Raw genomic sequence first — 17000 nt, 5'->3', positions numbered from 1 at the left:
GGGACGAGAGGGAAATGATCGACGCGTACGAGGACCCCGGCACGCCCGATTCGCGCGGCCCCGCCCGCTATCTGCTGTGGCTGGTGCGGCAGCAGTGGCGGCGGTGCGCGCTCGGGGCGTTGCTGGGCAGCAGCTGGACGACGCTGATGGCGCTGACGCCGTATCTGCTGTCCCGGGCCGTCGACGACGGTCTCGAACCGGGCGACCAGGCGGTGCTGGCGGGCTGGGCGGTGGCGATCCTCGCCGTCGGGACGTTCAGCGCGTGGCTGAGCATCATGCGGCACCGGACGATGACCCGGGTCCGGATGGACGCCAACTTCCGTACGGTCAAGGTGGTGATCGGACAGGCGGTGCGGCTGGGGGCGGCGCTGCCCCGGCAGGTCACGGCCGGGGAGGTCGTCACGATCGGGGTCGGCGACGTGTCGACGATCGCCCAGTCGCTGACGTTCGTCGGTCCCGGCGTCGGCGCGATCGTCTCCTACGGCGTGGTCGCCTGGCTGCTGCTGTCGGTGTCGCCGACGCTGGCCGCCGTGATCCTGCTCGGGGTGCCGGTCGTCGCCGTGCTCATCGGACCACTGCTGGGCAGGCTCCAGTCGGTCGAGGCGCCGTACCGGGAGCGCCAGGGCGTCCTGACCGCCCGGATCGGCGATCTCTCGGGCGGGCTGCGGGTCCTCAACGGTCTCGGCGGCAAAGGGCTGTTCGCCGACGCGTTCCGCAGTGACTCGCGCCGGCTGCAGGAACAGGGGTACCGGGTCGGGGCGGTGAGCAGCTGGATCCAGGCGCTCGGGGTCGGGCTGCCGACCCTGTTCCTGGCCCTGGTGACCTGGCTGGCGGCCCGGCTGGCGGCCCAAGGGGACATCTCCGTGGGCGAGTTGGTGTCGGTGTACGGCTATGTCGCCGTACTGATCGTGCCGGTGGCCTTCTTCATCGAGTGCGGTTTCCAGATCAGCCGCGCGCTGGTGGCCGCACGGCGGGTCGTACGGTTCCTGGCGCTGGAGCCGGACGCCGACAGCGGCGTACTGGACGCGCCCGCGGCACCCGCCCCGCTGCACGACCCGGAGTCCGGCGTGACCGTCGTACCGGGCCGGCTGACCGCGCTGGCCGGTGCCCGCCCTGCCGACGCCGTCGCCGTCGTCGACCGGCTCGGCCGGTTCGCGCCGTCGGCGGCGACCTGGGGCGGCGTACGGCTCGACGAGATCGCCCTGGGGCAGGTGCGGGCCCGCATCCTGGTCGCCGACAACGAGGCCGACCTGTTCGCCGGGACCCTGCGCGAACTGGTCTCCGGGCGTGGGGAGTCGAGCGAGGCGGCGATCGCGCGGGCGGTGCGCGCGGCCGTCGCCGAGGACATCGTCCTGGGCCTGCCTGACGGGCTGGACTCGGCGGTCGACGCCCAGGGCCGCAACCTCTCCGGCGGCCAACGCCAGCGGGTACGCCTGGTGCGGGCCCTGCTCGCCGACCCCGAGGTGCTGCTCGCGGTGGAGCCGACGTCGGCCCTGGACGCCCACACGGAGGCCGCGGTGGCGGACCGCCTGCGCACGGAACGCGCGGACCGCACCACGGTCGTGGCCGCCACCTCCCCGCTGCTGCTGGACCGCGCGGACACCGTGTACTACCTGGTCGACGGCAAGACGGCGGCCGTCGGCAACCACCAGCGGCTGCTCGCGGAGGAACCGGGCTACCGGTCCCTGGTGGCCCGCGACACGGACGACGACCCCGACGACAACCCCGATGACGACCTCGGCGACAACTTCGACGAAGACCCCGGCCGACAGACTGGCGAGCAGACCGGCGACGAGGCCCACGAAGGGGCCGACGAAGGGGCCGACGAAGATGTCGACGGGCAGGATCTGGCGGACGGACCTGGCCTGGAGAACATCGGGGAGCCGGTCAGGTGACCCCTCGCCTCCCCGTCGCCGCCACGCCCGACACCCGGCGCCGCCGCCGACCGGCCCCGGCCGCCACCCGTCCCGGCCCCCTCGCACCCCGCCCACCCGCACGGAACACCGGCGGCCCCCGAACCGGCCCCGGAACCGCCCCCCGAACAGGCATCCGCACCGGCATGCGCACCGGCACCCACACCGCGAACACCCGCGGCCGACAGCCGACGAGCGGCAAGGAGACCGTCCGATGAGTGCCCAACTCCCCGTCGCCGGCGCGGCCGACGTCCGCCGGGCCGCCGTCCGGCTCGTCCGTGCCGACGCGCCCGCCTTCGCCGCGCTCCTGCTGCTGAACTCCCTCGCCGCCGGTGCCGGGCTCGTCGCGCCCTGGCTGCTCGGGCGGATCATCGACGAGGTGCGGGCGGGGGCCGGGGTCCCGGTCGTGGACCGGCTCGGAGCCGTCATCGTCGTCTGCGCGGTGGCGCAGTTGCTGCTGGCGCGGTGGGCGCGGTACGTGGGGTACCGATTCGGGGAGCGGACGCTCGCGCGGGTGCGGGAGGAGTTCGTGGACCGGGCGCTCGCCCTGCCCGCGTCCGTCGTGGAGCGTGCCGGGACCGGGGATCTGACGGCCCGGGGGACGGCGGACGTCAGCACCGTCGGCACGACCCTGCGCGATGCCGGGCCCGAGCTGCTCGTCGCCTCGGTGCAGTGTCTGTTCATCGCCGGGGCGGTGTTCGCGCTCGACCCGCTGCTCGGGCTCGCCTCGCTGCTCGCGCAGTCCGGTATCTGGTTCGCGCTGCGCTGGTATCTGCGCCGGGCCCGCGACGCGTACCTCGCCGAGGGCGCCGCCAACTCCGAGGTCGCGGAGATCCTCGCGGCGACCGCCTCGGGCACGCGCACGGTCGAGGCGTTCGGACTGGCCGGGCGGCGGGTGGCCGTGAGCCGCGACGCCCTCGACCACTCCCGGCGCCGACGGCTGCACACGCTGTACCTGCGGACCGTGTTCTTCCCGCCCGTCGAGGTGTCGTACGTCCTTCCCGTGGTCGCCGTGCTCATGGTCGGCGGTGTTCTGCACGGGCACGGGGCGGTCAGTCTGGGGGCCGTCGTGGCGGCTGCCCTCTATCTGCGGCAACTGGAGGCGCCCCTCGACGAGGTGCTGACCTGGATGGAGCAACTGCAGTCCAGCAGCGCCTCGTTCGCCCGGGTGGAGGGGCTCGGGCAGGCGCCGAGAGGGGCGGCGGAGGCTTCGCCGGTGCCCGTCGGCGACCGGATCGACGTGGTCGGGGTGCGGTACGCGTACGACCGCGGGGGCGAGGTGCTGCGCGGGGTCGATCTGACCGTGCGGCCGGGGGAACGGCTCGCGGTGGTGGGCCCCTCGGGCGCGGGCAAGACGACGCTGTGCCGGCTGCTCGCGGGGATCGACGAGCCGCGTTCGGGCTCGGTGACCGTGGGCGGCGTACCGATCGCCTCGCTCGGGCCCGAGGAGCTGCGCCGGCAGGTCGTGCTCGTCACACAGGAGCACCATGTCTTCCTCGGCACGGTCAGGGACAACCTCCTGATCGCCGAACCCGCCGCCACGGACGCCGAGTTGTGGGCCGCGCTGGCCGCCGTCGGCGCCGCCGACTGGGTACGCGAGCTGCCGGCCGGGCTTGACACCGGGCTCGGCCCCGACGGGGAGGCGACCGACGGTTCGCGGGCCCAGCAACTGGCCCTGGCCCGCGTGGTGCTGGCCGACCCGCACACGCTGATCCTGGACGAGGCGACGGCGCTGCTCGATCCGACGACCGCGCGTCACACCGAGCGCGCGCTGGCCGCCGTACTGGAAGGGCGCACGGTGATCGCCATCGCGCACCGGCTGCACACCGCGCACGACGCGGACCGGGTGGCCGTGATGGAGGAGGGGCTGCTCACCGAACTCGGCACGCACGAGGGCCTGGTGGCGGCGGACGGGGCGTACGCGGCACTGTGGCGGTCGTGGCACGGCGAGCGGCGCCCCGCGCCCTCGAAGGACGAACGCCCCTGACAGCCGAGCACCCCTACCGGGTGAATAGTCCGTATAGCGAACATGACCATCCGGGCAACGGACTGTTTCCAGCCAACTTATTGACGCGCTCCTGACAGCATATGCGCTCGCCTGGCACTCTTCCCACGGCACCTTCACAGCGGCTCCACAGCAACACCGCTGTGTTCTTCGCCACGTATCCGCACGCACCTGTTCTGCCCCGGACGGACGACCACCGTCCGGTCCCCCCTGGCCGCTCGACCAGTGGCCACGCAGAAGGAGTCAGTGTTGAGACGCCAGTCCCACAGACGCACCCCCCACGTCACCACCCAGCGACGGGTCGCCACCGGCGCCCTCGTCGCCGTAGCAGCCCTACTGGCAGCGGCCGTTCAGTCCGGCGCGGCCACCGCGGCACCGGAGAAGGCACCGTCGGCCGCGGGCAAGGTCATACCGGGCGCGGAGTCCGTCAAGCTCTCCCCCGCCCAGCGCGCCGCGCTGCTCGCCGAGGCCAACGCCACCAAGGCGGAGACCGCCAAGGGGCTCGGCCTGGGCGCCAAGGAGAAGCTCGTCGTCCGTGACGTCCTCAAGGACGGCGACGGCACCGTGCACACGCGGTACGAGCGCACGTACGACGGACTCCCCGTCCTCGGCGGCGACCTGGTCGTCGCGAGCGACAAGTCCGGTGCCACGGAGGGCGTCGTGAAGGCGTCCCGGGCCACCATCAAGGTCGCCTCCCTCACGCCGAAGGTCGCCGCCGCCAAGGCCGAGACCCAGGCGCTGGGCGCGGCGAAGGCCGAGGAGGCCAAGAGCCCCGACATCAACAAGGCGCCGCGCAAGGTGATCTGGGCGGCGAGCGGCACTCCCGTGCTCGCCTACGAAACGGTCGTCGGCGGCTTCCAGCACGACGGCACCCCGCAGGAGCTGCACGTCATCACGGACGCCACCTCGGGCGCGAAGCTGTTCGAGTGGGAGGCGATCGAGACCGGCACCGGCAACACGGTGTACTCCGGCACGGTCGAACTCGGCTCCACGCAGTCCGGGTCGACGTACAACCTGACGGACGCCGCGCGCGGCAGCCACAAGACGTACAACCTGAACCGCGGCACCTCCGGCACCGGCACCCTCTTCTCCGGCCCGGACGACATCTGGGGCAACGGCCTCGCGTCCAACCTGGAGTCGGCCGGCGCCGACGCCGCGTACGGCGCGGCGCTGACCTGGGACTACTACAAGAACGTGCACGGGCGTTCCGGCATCCGCGGCGACGGTGTCGGCGCGTACTCGCGCGTCCACTACGGCAACAACTACGTCAACGCCTTCTGGCAGGACGCCTGCTTCTGCATGACGTACGGCGACGGCTCGGGCAACGCCAACCCGCTGACGTCGATCGACGTGGCCGCGCACGAGATGACGCACGGCCTCACCGCCAACACGGCCGGCCTCAACTACAGCGGTGAGTCGGGCGGGCTGAACGAGGCGACCTCGGACATCTTCGGCTCGACGGTCGAGTTCTACGCCAACAACTCCTCCGACGTCGGTGACTACCTCATCGGCGAGGAGATCAACATCAACGGCAATGGCACGCCGTTGCGTTACATGGACAAGCCGAGCAAGGACGGTTCGTCCAAGGACAGTTGGTACTCGGGCATCGGGTCGATCGACGTGCACTACTCGTCGGGCCCGGCGAACCACTTCTTCTACCTCCTCTCCGAGGGCAGCGGCACCAAGACCATCAACGGTGTCACCTACAACTCGGCGACCTCGGACGGGCTCCCGGTGACCGGCATCGGCCGGGACAAGGCGGAGAAGATCTGGTTCCGCGCGCTCACCACGAAGTTCACCTCGACCACCAACTACGCGGCGGCCCGCACCGGGACCCTCGCGGCGACAGGTGAGCTGTACGGCACGACGAGCGCCGAGTACACGGCCGTGCAGAACGCGTGGGCGGGCATCGCGGTCGGCGCGCGACCCGGCGGCGGAGGCGGCGGAACGGTGTTCGAGAACACCGCCGACGTATCGATTCCGGACAACGGGGCTGCGGTCACGTCGTCGATCACCGTCTCCGGGCGGACGGGCAACGCGCCGGCAAGCCTCCCGGTGGCGGTCGACATCGTCCACACCTACATCGGCGACCTTCAGGTGCAGCTCGTCGCGCCCGACGGCACGGCGTACACGCTGAAGGCGTACAGCACCGGCGGCAGCACGGACAACATCAACACCACGTACACGGTGAACGCCTCCTCCGAGGTCGCCAACGGCATCTGGCAGTTGAGGGTCCAGGACAACGCGGCCCAGGACACCGGCCGGATCAACGGCTGGAGTCTCACGTTCCCGACGGCCTGAACACACCGCCCGTAAGGGCCCGTTCGAGCACCGTTCAGGACGCGTAAGCGGCAGGGCGCCGCCCCGGTGGATCAACTCACCGGGGCGGCGCCTCCTTTACGGCCCCTGTACTGCGCTTTTGTTGTCAGCGTGCCTGATCTTTGTCGTCGCTTTACCAAGATCGCACCGTGTTACATGCACGAAACGTTCACCGGACAGTCGACTTTCGGCCAACATCACTTGGGGGTCCTGACATGTACGCGCCCTCAATGTCACTCTTCCACCGCACGCCGCAGCAACAGCGCTCCAACTTCACAACGACCTCCGGACGATCACCCCAAGACCGTCCGGATCCCCCACAAAGGAGTTCGCGTGACCCCCCTCTACGCGCGTCACAAGCGCACCACGCTCGCCATCGCCACCGCCGTCGCGGCGGGAGCCCTCATCACCACCGGTCTGACCACCGGCGCCTCGGCGGACAGCGAGCCGGCCGGCGGCAGGGCGAAGGCCGCGGCCGTCCCGGTGACGCTCACCCCGGCCGCGCGCACCGCCCTCATCAAGGAGGCCGCCGCCGAAGCCCCGGCGACCGCCGACGAGATAGGCCTCGGCGCCAAGGAGAAGCTCGTCGTCCGTGACGTCGTCAAGGACGCCGACGGCACCCTGCACACCCGCTACGAGCGCACCTACGGGGGCCTGCCGGTCCTCGGCGGCGACCTCGTCGTGCACGAGAGCCCGGCCGGCGAGACCGAGGGCGTGACGAAGGCCCAGAAGGCCGCGATCAACGTCACCGACCTCACCCCCGAGGTCACCACGACGGCCGTCGAGAAGCAGGCCGTCACGCTCGCCAAGAAGGCCGGCTCCACCGAGTCGAAGGCGTCCAGCGCCCCCCGCAAGGTGATCTGGGCCGCCTCGGGCACCCCGACCCTCGCCTACGAGACCGTCGTCGGCGGCCTCCAGGAGGACGGCACCCCGAACGAGCTGCACGTCATCACCGACGCGGCCACCGGCGCCAAGCTGTACGAGTACCAGGGCATCGAGACCGGCACCGGCAAGAGCCTGTACTCCGGCACCGTCGCCCTGAGCACGACCCTGTCGGGCTCGACGTACCAGCTGACCGACGGCACCCGCGGCGGCCACAAGACGTACAACAAGGCGCACGCCACCAGCTCCTCGGCGGGCACCCTGTTCACGGACGCCGACGACACCTGGGGCACCGGCGCGGCGTCCAGCTCGACGACCGACCAGACCGCGGCCGTCGACGCCGCGTACGGCGCGCAGAAGACGTGGGACTTCTACAAGGACACGTTCGGCCGCTCCGGCATCAAGAACAACGGTGTCGCCGCGTACTCCCGCGTCCACTACGGCAACGCGTACGTCAACGCCTTCTGGGACGACAGCTGCTTCTGCATGACGTACGGCGACGGCGAGGGCAACGTCAACCCGCTGACCTCGCTGGACGTGGCCGGTCACGAGATGACCCACGGCGTCACCGCCAACACCGCGGGCCTCAACTACAGCGGTGAGTCGGGCGGGCTGAACGAGGCGACCTCCGACATCTTCGGTACGGCCGTCGAGTTCTACGCGGCCAACTCCTCCGACGTCGGCGACTACCTCATCGGCGAGAAGATCGACATCAACGGCGACGGCACGCCGCTGCGTTACATGGACCAGCCGAGCAAGGACGGCGGCTCCGCCAACTACTGGTCGTCCACGGTGAAGAACCTCGACGTGCACTACTCGTCGGGTCCGGCGAACCACTTCTTCTACCTCCTCTCCGAGGGCAGCGGCTCGAAGACGATCAACGGGGTGAGCTACAACTCCCCGACGTACAACAGCTCCACGCTCACGGGCATCGGCCGCGCCAAGGCCGTACAGATCTGGTACAAGGCGCTGACCACGTACATGACGTCGACGACCAACTACAAGGGCGCCCGCACGGCGACCCTGTCGGCGGCCTCGGCCCTGTACGGCGCGAGCAGCACGGAGTACGCGGCCGTGAACGCGGCCTGGGCGGCGGTCAACGTCACGGCGTGACACCGCAGTTGGTGAAGAACGGCTGAGGTGTAGGTGAGCGGCGGGGCGGTACCCGGAACGAAGGCATTTCCGGGTACCGCCCCCTCGTGCGTCCGTGGGCACCCCCGCCGCGGGGTGACCGGCACCCCCCGCCCTACCCTTGGGTCCCATGTCCTTCACGTACGCGGAGGTCGGCGCGACCCGCGAACGCGGCTTCCGTTGTCCGCCCGGCTTCCACCACCTGCATGTACGCACCCGCATAGGCGAGGGCGAGGCGGTCTTCCGGCGCGCGGCCGAGGCCGTGCTCACCTGGGAGATGCACCGCGCGATGGGCGTGGGCATCGACGCGAACGCCGAACGCGCGGCCCCGGACGTCGATGTCACGGTCTCCCTGGCCGGGATCGTCAAGGCGCCCTGCCGGATCGTCTGGACGGTGGACGAACACCGGAGCGCGGGCTGGGCGTACGGCACGCTGGCCGGTCATCCGGAGTGCGGCGAGGAGGCGTTCCTCGTGGACCGCACCGGCGACGGCACGGTGTGGCTGACGGTCAGCGCGTTCAGCCGCGGCGCCAAGTGGTACGCCAGGGCGGCCGGACCCGCGGCCAGGGGCCTGCAGCACGCGTACGCCCGGCGGTGCGGGGTGGTCCTGCGGCGGCTGTGCGGGGAGTACGGCGAGGACTGAGCGCCGCGTATGTCCGAGTGGGCGGGGTTGCGCGAATTCCTGGCCGGGAAACCGGTCCAACTCCCCTTTTCGCACAGGCGTGCTGCGCTAATCTCGCGGTCACACGTGACACGCGAGAGACCAGGGCCCTCATGCCACCCCAGCACCGCAGCCGCAACGAAGCCATGGCCTATGCGGCGGCCGGTATGGAACCGCCTCCGGTGGTGCCGCTCCGCAGGAACGACCCCCGGCAGGCGGGCCCTTACCGGCTGGAGGCGCTGCTCGGCAGCGGTGGCATGGGCCGGGTCTTTCTGGGCCGCGACACCGTCGGCGGGACCGGCCTGGCCGCCGTCAAGGTGGTCCGGCCCGAGTACGCGGACGACCCGATGTTCCGCAAGCGCTTCGAGCGCGAGATCGGCGCCCTGGACCGGATCCAAGGGGCGCACATCGTACGGCTGTTGGGCAGCGGCGCCGACGACGACCTGGTGTGGGTCGCCACCGAGTACATACCCGGGCCGACGCTCGCCGAGGTCGTCGCCGCGCGCGGCCCGATCGACCCGGCGGCGGCCTGGCGGCTGCTGGCCGACGTGGGACGCGCGATCGAGGCCATCTGGCAGGCGGGGCTGGTCCATCGCGACCTCAAGCCGTCCAACGTGATCCTGGGTGCGGACGGCGCGCGCGTCATCGACTTCGGCGTCGTCCAGGCCCCCGAGGGCACCGCGATCACCGCCACGGGCCAGAACGTCGGGACGCCCGCCTACATGTCCCCGGAGCAGGCGAGGGGCCGCGAGGTGACCGCCGCCTCGGACGTGTTCTCGCTGGCCTCCACCCTGACGTACGCCGTCACGGGCCAGGCGCCGTTCGGCGAGGGCACCGGCGTGGACGTGCTGTTCGGGGTGGCCTTCGAGCCGCCCCGGGACGAGGTGCTGGACCGGGTGGCGGCCGTGGACGCGGAGCTGGCCGCGTTCATCCGGACCTGCCTGGACAAGGACCCCGAGCGGCGCCCGGCCCCGGAGACGGTGTTCAGGACGGCCATCGGCCACCAGCTGTCAGGACCGTCGACACCGTCCGCACCGCCGCGCGAACACCGCCCGAAGCCCCTGCCCGCCCAGGCACAGCCACAGGCGCCCGCACCGACCCCGGCACCGGCACCCGGCACTTCGGCCGTGTCCGCCCCGCCCGTACGACGGGAGAGACGCGGCTCGCGCGGGAGGGCGACGGTGCTCGCGGTCGCGGCGGCGGTCGTGCTGACCGCCGGGGGCATCTCCCTGGCGCTGCTCGGCCAGGACGACGGCAGCACCTCGGCCGCCACCGGCACCGACGCCGACCCGAACACGACGGCCACCCCGGAGCTGATGCCACCGCCGTCCGCGACGGGGAACCCGAGCACCGCCGCGTCGGCCACCCCGCGCAGCTCGCCCGCGCCGACCCCGTCGAGGACAAAGGAGCAGGCGGCGCAGCAGGACCCGGACCAGCCGTCCGAGCAGAACTCCGGTGCGCTGGACCTCCGTTCCTCCGCGTGCGCGGCGGAGCTGGTGTCGGGCGCGTCCGGCGACTGCGTCGAGGCCCTGCAGCGGCTCCTCGGCAACCACGGTCTGGACGTGACGATCGACGGACAGCTCGGCCAGGAAACAGTCGCCGCCGTACAAGCTTTCCAGGCGGCGGCCGGCACCCCCGCCGACGGCAGGGTCGGCCCCGAGACGAAGAAACTCCTCTACGGCACGGCACTCGCCCCGACCCGCTCCGGCGCCCTGACCGTCACCGAGAACCTCAACGCCCGCTGCCTGGACGGCCGCAGCGGCCAGACGGTCGGGGTGTGGACGTGCGCGGGCACGTCCACCCAGAAGTGGGCCCTGTACCGGGTGCCGGGCCAGGCGTCCACGTACCTGGTCGTCAACCGGGGCAGCCACCGCTGCCTGGAGGCAGACGCGGCCACCCGTTTCGAGAACGGCCAGAAGATCCACGTCAGGGCCTGCGACGGCCTGGGCGCCCAGCAGTGGCGGCTGGGCGACGCGGGCGAGTACGCGGGCCAGAACCTGGTCAGTGTCCCGAACGGCTTCTGCCTGGACGCGGAGGCCGCGACGTCCGAGCAGGAGGGCCGGAACGTACAGGGCTGGGCCTGCGCGGGCAACGGCAACCAGGCCTGGAGCTGGTCCTGACACGCTGACACACTGTCAGGACCAGCTGGCAGTACGGGAGTTACCGCGAAAGCCTCGCGATCATCACGGCGAGAGTCTCGCGGTAACTGCGACCGCCCCGCGGCTACCGCATGAGCACCCCCGCCCCCTCCCCCAACTCCTCCGAAGGCACCGCCACCAGCCCCATCTCCGCGCTGGACGCCAGCAGTCGGTGCGCGGGCAGGATCCGTACGGTGTAGCCGTAGGGCCCGGTCCGGTGCAGGGACAGGGGGCCCTCGTACAGCCAGTTTCCTTCCGCGTCGGGCCCGCCGACCGCCTTCAGCGGCACGGTCGTCGCGTCCGTGATGCTGTCCTCCGAGTCGACGCGCCCGGAGACCGCCTGCACCTCGACGTCGTCCGGGCCGAGTTCACCGAGTCCCACCCGCACCCGGAGCGAGAGCGTGCTGCCCAATTCGGCCGTCAGGGAGGGGGCCGAGGTCTCCACGTGGTCGACGGTCACCGTGTGCCAGGCGTGCCGGACCCGGGACTTCCAGGACGCCAACTCCCTTGCCGTGTCCGGGTTCATGACGCGATGGGCGCGCGCGGCGGGGGCGTACAGGCGCTCCACGTACTCCCGCACCATGCGGCCCGCCAGCACCTTCGGGCCGAGGTGGGTGAGGGTCTCGCGGACCATCTCGATCCAGCGGTCGGGCAGGCCCGTCCGGCCCTGTTCGTAGAAGCGCGGGGTGACGCGCTGCTCCAGCAGGTCGTACAGGGCGGCGGCCTCCACGTCGTCGCGGTGGTCGGGGTCGGTGCCCACGCCGTCCGCCGTGGGGATGGCCCAGCCGAAGTCGGGCCGGAACCATTCGTCCCACCAGCCGTCCAGCACCGAGAGGTTGAGACAGCCGTTGAGGGCCGCCTTCATCCCGCTGGTCCCGCACGCCTCCAGCGGGCGCAGGGGGTTGTTCAGCCAGACGTCGCAGCCCGGGTAGAGCTTCTGCGCCATCGCCATGCCGTAGTCCGGGAGGAAGACGATGCGATGCCGCACGCGCGGGTCGTCCGCGAAGCGCACCAGCTCCTGGATCAGCCGCTTGCCCCCGTCGTCCGCCGGGTGCGCCTTGCCCGCGACGACGATCTGGATGGGGCGTTCGGGGTGGAGCAGCAGGTCGAGCAGCCGGTCCCGGTCGCGCAGCATGAGCGTCAGGCGCTTGTACGAGGGGACTCGGCGCGCGAATCCGATGGTCAGGACGTCCGGATCGAGCACCCCGTCGATCCAGCCCAACTCGGCTGTACCCGCGCCGCGTTGCCGCCAGGAGGCCCGCAGCCGGTCCCGTACCTCCACCACCAACTGCTCGCGCAGGGACCGTCGTAGCTCCCAGATGTCCTGGTCCGGGATGTCCGCGACGGCGTCCCAGCGGTCCGAGCCGCCGACCGTGAGCGCGTCCTCGGTGCGTTCGGTGCCGATCTGCCGGGCGCCGAGCCGGAACACCTCCGGCGCGACCCAAGTGGGCGCGTGCACACCGTTGGTGACGGAGGTGATGGGCACCTCGGCAGGGTCGAAGCCGGGCCACAGTCCGGCGAACATCTCCCGGCTGACCTGCCCGTGGAGCAGGGACACCCCGTTGGCCTGGCGGCCCAACCGCAGCCCCATCACAGCCATGTTGAAGAGGTTGGGCTCGCCGCCCGGATAGGTCTCCATGCCCAGGCTCAGCACGCGTTCCACGTCGATGCGCGGGAGTTCGGCGTCGGGCCCGAAGTGCCGGGCGACCAACTCCCGGTCGAAGCGGTCGATCCCGGCCGGGACGGGCGTGTGCGTCGTGAACACGGTCCCCGCACGGACAGCCTCCAGCCCGGCGTCGAAGTCCAGCCCCTCGTCGCCGAGTTCGGCGATCCGCTCCAGACCGAGGAAGCCCGCGTGGCCCTCGTTGGTGTGGAACACCTCGGGGGCGGGGTGGCCAGTGAGGCGGCAGTACGTCCGGACCGCGCGCACCCCTCCTATGCCGAGCAGCATCTCCTGGAGGAGCCGGTGCTCGCTGCCGCCGCCGTAGAGCCGGTCGGTGACGCCCCGCTCGCCGAGGTCGTTCTCCTCGACGTCCGAGTCCAGGAGCAGCAGCGGCACGCGGCCGACCTGGGCCAGCCAGACGCGGGCCCGCAGCGACCGGCCGCCGGGCAGGGCCAGGGAGACCTGGGCCGGGGAGCCGTCGGGTTCCTTGAGGAGGGCGACGGGGAGTTCGTTCGGGTCGAGGACCGGATAGGTCTCCTGCTGCCAGCCGTCCCGGGAGAGGGACTGCCGGAAGTAGCCGTGCCGGTACATGAGGCCGACGCCGATCAGCGGTACGCCGAGGTCGCTGGCCGACTTCAGATGGTCGCCGGCGAGGATGCCGAGGCCGCCGGAGTACTGCGGGAGGGCGGCCGTGATGCCGAACTCGGGGGAGAAATAGGCGACGGCGGCGGGCAGCTCGCCCTCCGGGGTCTGCCCCTGCACCTGGGTCTGCGTCTGGTACCAGCGGGGGCCGGTGACGTAGTCGTGGAGGTCGTCGGCGACCGCGGTGAGGCGGCGCAGGAAATCGCGGTCGCCGGCGAGTTCGGCGAGCCGCTCGGGAGAGAGGCCGCCGAGCAGCCGTACGGGATCGCGGTCCGAGGCGGCCCAGCTCTCGGGGTCGACGGACTGGAAGAGTTCACGGGTCTCCGCGTGCCAGGACCAGCGCAGATTGCGGGCCAGGTCGCTGAGCGGCCGGAGGGGTTCGGGGAGAACGGGACGGACGGTGAACCGACGGATCGCCTTCACATGCCACCTCGGTGGTCGTACGCCATGTCAAGCCTTACCAGGACGCACGGCGATGTGCGCCCCGTCGTCATCAACCCCTTGACGGTATCGGGGCGGAGGCGCGGGAACCACGGGGCATGGCGAACGCCTCCGAGGACATGATCGCGCATCCGTACGGACGATATGGCCGATTCCACCCCCGTAGGCCACCTTGTGGCACTTCTCCCAGCACGAGAGGCTGCGCAGAAGGCCGCCCGGCGTTGGCGGCCGAGGAGGGGGAACTCCAACCATGAAACGGACGCGCACAAGACGTCTGCGCTGGGCCGCGGGCCTGACGGCCGTGGCCACGGCCTCGGTGCTTTCGGCCACCGCACCGGCCCAGGCGGCCCCGGCGGGACGGATAGTCGGCGCCGGCGGGCCCGGCTCCGTCGGCGGAAGTTACCTGGTGACACTCAAGGGAGGTACGGCGGCTCCGTCGGCGGCGGGGAAGAGACTCGCCGCGGAGTACGGGGCGAAAATAAGCCACACCTACAGCACCGTCCTGAACGGCTACGCCATACAGGCCGACGAGAGACAGGCCGAACGCCTCGCGGCGGACTCCCGCGTGGCCTCGGTCGTCCAGGACACCCGGATCACGTCCGACCTCGTCGGCGGGCGCGAGCAGCAGAGCCCGCCGTCCTGGGGCCTGGACCGGATAGACCAGACGGGCCTGCCGCTCGACGACAGCTACGCCGCGCCGGACTCGGCGGGCAAGGGCGTCACGGTGTACGTGATCGACACCGGCATCCGGATCTCGCACAAGGACTTCGGCGGGCGGGCGAGCTACGGCTGGGACTTCGTCGACGGCGACAGATGGGCGGGCGACGGGAACGGCCACGGCACGCATGTCGCCGCCACGATCGCCGGGTCGTCCCTGGGCGTCGCGAAGAAGGCGAAGGTCGTCTCCGTACGGGTCCTGGACAACGCGGGCGGCGGTACGACGTCGCAGGTCATCGCGGGTATCGACTGGGTGACCCGGCACGCGCGGAAGCCCGCGGTCGCCAATGTGAGCCTCGGCGGCCACCGCAACGCCCAGCTGGACGCGGCGGTACGGAACTCGATCGCGTCCGGGGTGACGTACACGGTCGCGGCCGGGAACGACGGGGAGTCGGCGGGATCGTACTCCCCGGCCGCCGTGAAGCAGGCGATCACGGTGGGCGCGACCGGGCGGTCGGACACCCGGGCCGCGTTCTCGAACTGGGGCTCGACTCTGGATCTGTTCGCTCCGGGGGTGTCGATAGTGTCGGCGTCATATGCGAGCGACACCGGCCGGGTGGCCTACTCCGGTACGTCGATGGCGGCGCCGCACGCGGCGGGGGCGGCGGCCCTCTACTTGGCGGAACGACCGAAATCGAGTCCGGCGCAAGTGTCCAAGGCGCTGACGTCGCTGGCGACGACCGGGAAAGTCTCCGACAAGAGGCCGGGTTCACCGAACAAACTCCTGCGGACACCGCTTCCCTAGGGCCAGTGTGCCGTTGTCGGCCCCGTCCGCCGGACGGGGCCGATGTCGTTCGCGGACGTGGCCGATCCTGGGTGCGGACATACGCGCGAGTAGTTGGCAAAGTGCCGGATTGCTCACCCGAATAGGGTGGGAAGGCTCCCCGGTACCCGACGCAGCACGCCCCGCTGGACCCCCCCTCCCCATATCCATCCGCCCACCCGAGTTGACGCGGACAGGAGCGGTCATGCCCGCCAAGCACCACCCGGCAGCACCCCAGACCCCCGGCACACCCCCGATACCCCAGCCGGACACGACAGCCCCGCCATTCACGCCGGAGAAACGCCCTCCGACGCGGCCGACACAGAACTCGGCCGAGCCGACGCAGGAGACCCCTTCGCCTGCTGCGGCGACGGCCACGGAGAGCCCCTCGGTAGCCGGGCCCACGGCTCCAGAGGCGCTCTCCAGCACCCGGGCTTCCTCAGGCGCTGCCTCAAGCCCTGCCTCAAGCCCTGTCTCGGGCACCGCCGTCGGACGTATCCCCGTCCTGGACGTGCTCCCCCTCGTCCTGAACGGGCGCCGCCCGGCGAAAGCCGTGGTCGGGGAGGCCTTCGAGGTCTCGGCCACGGTGTTCCGCGAGGGCCATGACGCCGTCGCCGCCAACGTCGTACTGCGTGATCCCAAGGGCCGGCCCGGCCGCTGGACGCCCATGCGTGAACTCGCCCCCGGTACCGACCGCTGGGGCGCCTCCGTCGAGGCCGACGCGCCCGGTGAGTGGACGTACACCGTGGAGGCCTGGGGCCATCCGATCAGCACCTGGCGGCATCACGCGGGCATCAAGATCCCGGCCGGGATCGACACCGAGCTGGTGCTGGAGGAGGGCGCGCTCCTGTACGAGCGGGCCGCGGCCGGCGTAGCGAAGAAGAACCGGGGCAAACGAGACGTGCTCCTGGCCGCCGCCGAGGCCCTCCGGGACACCGAACGCCCGCCGGCTGCCCGGCTGGCGGCGGCCCTCACCCCCGCTGTGGACAAGGTGCTGCACCGGTATCCGCTGCGGGAGCTGGTCACCGCCTCCGACACCTTGCCGCTGGTCGTGGAGCGGGAGCGGGCGTTGTACGGGGCCTGGTACGAGTTCTTCCCCCGCTCCGAGGGCACTGCCGAGGAGCCTCACGGCACGTTCCGGACAGCCGTCCGCAGGCTGCCCGCCATCGCCGCGATGGGCTTCGACGTCCTCTACCTCCCCCCGATCCACCCCATCGGGCACACCTTCCGCAAGGGCCCCAACAACACCCTCTCCGCCACCCCCGACGATGTCGGCGTCCCGTGGGCGATCGGTTCCGCGGACGGCGGCCACGACACCGTCCACCCCGGCCTCGGCACCCTGGACGACTTCGACTTCTTCGTCGCCGAGGCCGCCCGGCACGGCATCGAGATCGCGCTCGACTTCGCCCTGCAGTGCTCCCCCGACCACCCCTGGGTGCAGAAGTACCCGCAGTGGTTCCACCACCGCCCCGACGGCACCATCGCCTACGCGGAGAACCCGCCGAAGAAGTACCAGGACATCTACCCCATCGCCTTCGACGCCGACCTCCCCGGCCTGATCGCCGAAACCGTCCGCGTCCTGCGGCACTGGATGGACCACGGGGTACGGATCTTCCGCGTCGACAACCCCCACACCAAACCGGTCGTCTTCTGGGAACAGGTCATCGCGGACATCAACCGCACCGACCCCGACGTCATCTTCCTCGCCGAGGCCTTCACCCGCCC

General features: G+C 71.6%; 10 protein-coding genes. 9 read left to right on the top strand and 1 reads right to left on the bottom strand.

Features of this window, described 5'->3' with window-relative positions; translation table 11 throughout:
* Positions 1-14: 14 nt before the first annotated feature.
* The 7 genes from CW359_RS15235 to CW359_RS15210 all read left to right on the top strand — a co-directional run bounded on the left by CW359_RS15235 (position 15) and on the right by CW359_RS15210 (position 11031).
* Positions 15-1895, top strand: a complete 1881-nt coding sequence (locus CW359_RS15235) for an ABC transporter transmembrane domain-containing protein (protein WP_232838407.1) — start codon at positions 15-17, stop codon at positions 1893-1895.
* Entirely contained in the window at positions 1892-2131 is a 240-nt protein-coding gene (locus CW359_RS45255; protein ID WP_157968546.1) for a hypothetical protein, read from the top strand. The genes CW359_RS15235 and CW359_RS45255 overlap by 4 nt, the downstream gene beginning before the upstream one ends.
* Entirely contained in the window at positions 2128-3900 is a 1773-nt protein-coding gene (locus CW359_RS15230) for an ABC transporter ATP-binding protein (RefSeq protein WP_105970474.1), read from the top strand. The genes CW359_RS45255 and CW359_RS15230 overlap by 4 nt, the downstream gene beginning before the upstream one ends.
* A 264-nt stretch (positions 3901-4164) precedes the next feature.
* Complete coding sequence (locus tag CW359_RS15225; RefSeq protein ID WP_105970473.1) at positions 4165-6219, top strand: M4 family metallopeptidase; 2055 nt, start codon at positions 4165-4167, stop codon at positions 6217-6219.
* A 351-nt stretch (positions 6220-6570) separates the two neighbouring features.
* A complete protein-coding gene (locus CW359_RS15220) occupies positions 6571-8232 on the top strand; it encodes a M4 family metallopeptidase (RefSeq protein WP_105970472.1) in 1662 nt (553 codons plus the stop codon).
* Between the two features lie 148 nt (positions 8233-8380).
* On the top strand, positions 8381-8893 hold the full coding sequence (locus CW359_RS15215; protein WP_105970471.1) for a DUF1990 domain-containing protein: 513 nt from the start codon (positions 8381-8383) through the stop codon (positions 8891-8893).
* Positions 8894-9024: 131 nt separating this feature from the next.
* Positions 9025-11031, top strand: a complete 2007-nt coding sequence (locus CW359_RS15210) for a serine/threonine protein kinase (RefSeq protein ID WP_232838406.1) — start codon at positions 9025-9027, stop codon at positions 11029-11031.
* A 103-nt stretch (positions 11032-11134) separates the two neighbouring features.
* Here CW359_RS15210 and glgP read toward each other — a convergent pair whose 3' ends face one another.
* On the bottom strand, positions 11135-13777 hold the full coding sequence (gene glgP, locus CW359_RS15205; protein ID WP_105970470.1) for an alpha-glucan family phosphorylase: 2643 nt from the start codon (positions 13775-13777) through the stop codon (positions 11135-11137).
* A gap of 268 nt (positions 13778-14045) precedes the next feature.
* On the opposite strand from glgP, the gene CW359_RS15200 reads away from it, so the two are divergent.
* Positions 14046-15257 carry a S8 family peptidase gene (locus tag CW359_RS15200; RefSeq protein WP_105970469.1) on the top strand — a complete coding sequence of 404 codons (1212 nt, stop codon included), beginning with the start codon at positions 14046-14048 and terminating at the stop codon, positions 15255-15257.
* Positions 15258-15480: 223 nt separating this feature from the next.
* Positions 15481-17000 (top strand): maltotransferase domain-containing protein (locus tag CW359_RS15195; RefSeq protein WP_408647481.1); only part of this gene is annotated, 1520 nt, incomplete at its 3' end.

Origin of the sequence: Streptomyces geranii (genome assembly GCF_002954775.1) — a bacterium.
Taxonomy (GTDB): Bacteria; Actinomycetota; Actinomycetes; order Streptomycetales; family Streptomycetaceae; genus Streptomyces; species Streptomyces geranii.
The sequence above is the reverse complement of the archived record's forward strand: the minus strand, read 5'-3'. Positions and strand labels throughout refer to the sequence as shown.

Excerpts from the sequence above, each read along its gene's own strand:
- CW359_RS15210 (WP_232838406.1), top strand. The coding sequence starts at position 9,025 with ATGCCACCCCAGCACCGCAGCCGCAACGAAGCCATGGCCTATGCGGCG.
- CW359_RS15200 (WP_105970469.1), top strand. The coding sequence starts at position 14,046 with ATGAAACGGACGCGCACAAGACGTCTGCGCTGGGCCGCGGGCCTGACG.
- CW359_RS15215 (WP_105970471.1), top strand. The coding sequence starts at position 8,381 with ATGTCCTTCACGTACGCGGAGGTCGGCGCGACCCGCGAACGCGGCTTC.
- CW359_RS15235 (WP_232838407.1), top strand. The coding sequence starts at position 15 with ATGATCGACGCGTACGAGGACCCCGGCACGCCCGATTCGCGCGGCCCC.
- CW359_RS15230 (WP_105970474.1), top strand. The coding sequence starts at position 2,128 with ATGAGTGCCCAACTCCCCGTCGCCGGCGCGGCCGACGTCCGCCGGGCC.